Origin of the sequence: Tunicatimonas sp. (assembly GCF_049647865.1) — a bacterium.
Classification (GTDB): Bacteria; Bacteroidota; Bacteroidia; order Cytophagales; family Cyclobacteriaceae; genus Tunicatimonas.
In genome coordinates, this window is record NZ_JBARYM010000713.1 from 1 (window position 1) to 4,727 (window position 4,727).

General features: G+C 47.2%; 3 protein-coding genes. All 3 read left to right on the top strand.

The annotated features are described in order from the left end of the window. Positions 1-1,934, top strand: a 1,934-nt coding sequence (locus WBA23_RS20885; RefSeq protein WP_424584220.1) for a 3-hydroxyacyl-CoA dehydrogenase/enoyl-CoA hydratase family protein, incomplete at its 5' end; no start/stop codon positions are given. 586 nt (positions 1,935-2,520) lie between these two features. Then, on the top strand, positions 2,521-3,471 hold the full coding sequence (locus tag WBA23_RS20890) for a homoserine kinase (protein ID WP_424584221.1): 951 nt from the start codon (positions 2,521-2,523) through the stop codon (positions 3,469-3,471). 151 nt (positions 3,472-3,622) lie between these two features. Then, on the top strand, positions 3,623-4,727 hold a 1,105-nt coding region (gene thrC / locus WBA23_RS20895; protein WP_424584222.1), incomplete at its 3' end, for a threonine synthase.

A 4,727-nucleotide genomic window follows, 5' to 3' on the forward strand; every position in this document is an offset into this window, starting at 1 on the left:
GCGGTACTCACTTCTTTAACCCACCTCGCTACCTGCGTCTGCTGGAGATCATTCCGTCGCAGAAGACTGATCCGAAGATTGTAGATTTTCTGATGCATTATGGTGACTTGTACTTGGGTAAAGAAACCGTGCTATGTAAAGACACTCCGGCGTTTATTGCCAACCGTATTGGCGTATACAGTATTCTGTCTACGATGCACACGATTGAGAAGGTAGGACTTACCGTTGGTGAAGTTGATAGCCTGACTGGCCCGATCATCGGACGACCCAAATCAGCTACTTTCCGTACGATGGACGTAGTTGGTTTAGACACGACTGTCAATGTAGCCAACAACCTATTCGGAGCACTCAAGCAGGACGAAGCCCGCGATATGTTTCAGTTGCCGGGCATTATGAAGGAACTGTACGACCGCAAGTGGCTGGGCGATAAAACTGGGCAAGGCTACTATAAGAAAACAAAAGACGAAAAGGGCAAATCGGTCATTCAGGAGTTGAACCTGGAAAACTACGAGTACGGCGAGCGTACCAAAGCTAGGTTTCCTTCGCTGGAAATGGCCAAGCCAAAAGATGATCTAAAGGAGCGACTAAAGATTTTAATCAATGCTCAGGATAAGGCGGGTGAATTCTATCGCGCCCATTTTTACGATGCTTTCAAATACTGCTCTAACCGCATTCCCGAAATTGCCGATGAACTCTATCGCATCGATCAGGCGGTATGTGCTGGCTTTGGCTGGGAGTACGGCCCGTTTGAAACCTGGGATATGCTGGGCGTAAAGAAAACGCTGGCTAAGATGGAAGAAGCGGGCTATAAACCTAACCAGTGGGTGTACGACATGCTGGAGAGCGGAGCGGAAAGCTTCTACAAAGCTGAGAACGGAAAACGCCTGTACTACGACATTGATAGTAAATCCTACAAAGTGATTCCCGGTACCGATGAGTTTGTGTTGCTGGATACGCTGCGAGAAAACAAAGTTCTGTGGAGCAGCGACGGAGCCACAATTTTTGACCTAGGCGACGGAATCTTGAACGTAGAGTTCCACACTAAAATGAATACGCTGGGCAACGATCCAGTAGAAGCCATTAACCGCGCCATTGATATGGCCGAAAAAGACTACGTAGGCGTAGTGATCGGTAACGAAGGCCAGAACTTCTCAGCCGGAGCCAATCTGGCAATGCTGTTTATGTACGCCATCGAGCAGGAATTTGACGAGGTGGATATGATGATCCGCCAGTTCCAGCGCACCATAATGCGGGCGCGCTACTCTTCCGTTCCGGTGGTAGTAGCCCCCCACGGCATGGCATTGGGCGGAGGTTGCGAGCTTACGTTACACGCCGACCACGTACAAGCCGCGGCCGAAACCTACACCGGCCTAGTAGAAGTAGGGGTAGGATTAATTCCGGCCGGGGGTGGCACCAAAGAAATGACCCTGCGGGTGTCCGACAGTATTGAAGCCGGAGATGTGGAGCTGAACGCCCTGCAGAATGCCTTCATGAACATTGCCACCGCCAAGGTATCTACCTCAGCGCAGGAAGCCGTTGACTTACAGTACCTTCGCAACCGCGATCGGATCACAACGAACAAAACTCGTTTGCTAGCCGATGCCAAGGAAGCCGCCTTATCACTGGCTGAACGAGGCTACACCCAACCTACTCAACGTAAAGATATTAAGGTGCAGGGCAAAGGCGGTATGGCACTCTTCCTAGCCGGAATCTACGGCATGCGACAAGGAAACTACATCTCCGACCACGATCAGAAGATTGCCGAAAAGATTGCCTACGTAATGTGCGGCGGCGAGCTATCCTACCCGCAAATGGTATCAGAAGAGTATCTACTGGATCTGGAGCGGGAAGCTTTCCTATCTCTTTCCGGTGAGAAGAAAACGTTGGAGAGGATACAGTCACTACTGCAAGGTGGGAAACCACTTAGAAACTAAGTGGAAAAACTTACAAAGTTTCAAAAACTTCGTAAGTCTCGCCTATAATTTAACACCGATGCTCGTGAGGGTATCGGTTTTTTTAAAGAGTACCCAAGTATGATTAGACTCACTGTCTCTTTACTTCTTATCATTCAACTTACCCACTGTTCACCTAAAGAAAAGAAGGTCAATTTTTATCAGTACATTCCTGAATCTAGCTGGGGGATACTCAATGATCTGTTAGAGTATCATAGCGATACTATTCTTCTGACTGGACTCCTACACTATAAATATGAAGACGTAGCTTTATACCAGACAATAAAGTCTAGGAAGAGTAACGCACTATGGTTATCTCCAATAGAAGGAGAGCTAATTAAGAAAATGGATAGTCTTGACACATTAAGGGTTAAAATCTTAGGTGTGATAGATACGACTGCACATGGGCATTTAAATCTTTATGCTGGAGAATTCTGGCCGATATTTATTAGTAGAACTCACTAAAGTTTACCACTAGTTTTTCACTATAGATTTTCTCAGTAAAGTAAGTCCTCCCTTTTCTTACAGATTCTCGTATTTTTGCGCTTTAGCAGAAAGGATTCACCTCTTGGATAAAACAATTCGGGTATTTGCACCAGCCACGGTAGCCAACGTGGCTTGCGGCTTCGACATTATGGGATTTGCCATTGACAATCCCGGCGACGAAGTGGTGATGCAATTGTGCGAAAGACCTGGAGTAATAATTAAAAGAATCATTGGGGACGAGGGTAAGCTGCCGCTTGATCCGGATAAGAATACTGTTAGCATTGTGGTGAAACAACTGTTGGAACAGGTACAATCCGAATATGGGGTAGAGATTACCTTGTACAAAAATATGCCACTGGGTAGCGGGTTGGGTTCTAGTGCGGCTAGTGCCGTAGCGGGTCTGCACGCGGCTAACGAATTACTACTTCGCCATGAGCCAGAGAAGGCAATTCAGCGGCGGGAAGATTTGCTGCCGTTTGCGATGGAAGGAGAGCGGTTGGCCTGCGGCTCAGCTCACGCCGATAACGTAGCCCCCGCATTAATGGGTGGATTTGTACTGGTTCGTAGTTACGATCCACTGGATGTTATCCGAATACCCACTCCTGAGGGCCTATTCGCTACCGTCATTCACCCGCACGTGGAAGTACAAACCCGCGATGCTCGCAGTATTTTACGCAAACAAATCTCACTAGAAGATGCGACCATTCAGTGGGGCAACACCGCCGGACTGATTGCCGGACTATGGCAGGGCGATTTTGAGTTAATCGGTCGTTCGATGCAGGATGTTATTATTGAGCCTATTCGCTCGCTGCTCATTCCTGGCTTTGATAGTGTAAAGGCTAGTGCGATGGCAGCGGGAGCGCTGGGCTGCGGTATATCCGGCTCGGGTCCATCTATATTTGCGCTGAGCAAAAACCGAAGCGTAGCCGAAGAAGTGGGAAGAAAAATGCAGAATACGTTTGGTGCCCTGAACATCGACAGCGACCTTTACGTTTCCGCCATCAACCAACAAGGACCAAGAATCATTGAATAACGGAAACCGGAATCTGGAGACCGAAGACCGGATTTTGAAATGTGCATCCACAGAGTAAAAACAAGACACTATAATCAAGACAAGAAACAACTGATAAAGCAATACTTTCACGAATCATATTCCGGTCTCCGGTTTCCAGACTCCGTTAATTATGAAATTATACAGTACAAACGATACATCACGATCACAGACTGTTTCTTTTCAGGAAGCAGTATTCCAGAGTTTGCCGGCAGATAATGGGTTGTATATGCCCACTTATCTACCATTGCTGGAGGATAATTTTGTGGATGAGATAGAGAAGTTTACTTTTCCTGAGATTGCATTTCAGGTGGCGACCATGCTGCTAGATGATGAAATTCCGGCGCTCAAGCTGCGTGATTTGGTGGAAGATGCGATTAACTTCCCGGCTCCGGTGGTAAAACTAGACGAGGAAGTTCACGTGTTAGAACTTTTTCACGGACCAACCTTAGCGTTTAAGGATTTTGGTGCCCGATTTATGGCTCGTACCATGTCCTGGTTCTTGCAGCAGTCGCCCCGCGAAAAAGAACGTACAATTTTGGTCGCTACTTCGGGCGATACGGGTAGTGCCGTGGCCCAGGGTTTTTTAAATGTACCTGGGATCAATGTAGTATTGCTGTACCCCAGCGGTAAAGTAAGTGAGATTCAGGAGAAGCAGCTTACCACAGTCGGGAATAACGTATCTGCTCTGGAAGTTTCCGGTACGTTTGACGATTGTCAGCGAATGGTAAAGCAAGCTTTCTTAGATCAAAAGTTGCGAAAACAGATCGCCCTCTCATCAGCTAATTCTATTAATATCAGTCGGCTAATTCCCCAGTCTTTCTATTACTTTAATGCCTACGCCCAGCTCAAGCGAGACTTCGCGTATAACCCTGATTGGCGATTGATTTTTTCGGTACCGAGCGGTAACTTCGGCAATCTCTGCGGAGGGCTGATTGCCAAACAAATAGGCTTGCCGATTGACCATATTATTGCTGCCACTAACACCAACGATGTAGTGCCAAAGTACTTGGAAACCGGAAATTTCGCCCCGCGCCCATCAGTACAAACTATTTCTAATGCGATGGATGTAGGTAACCCTAGCAATTTCGCTCGCTTGTTGGCTTTCTACGGCTACGCTGGTTCGGATGAAGAACTACTAGACTCTATTCGGGAAAATATTTCGGGTAACCGCTATTCTGACGAAGCTACCAAACAGACTATCCAAGAAGTATACAATAATTACGACGGATATACCA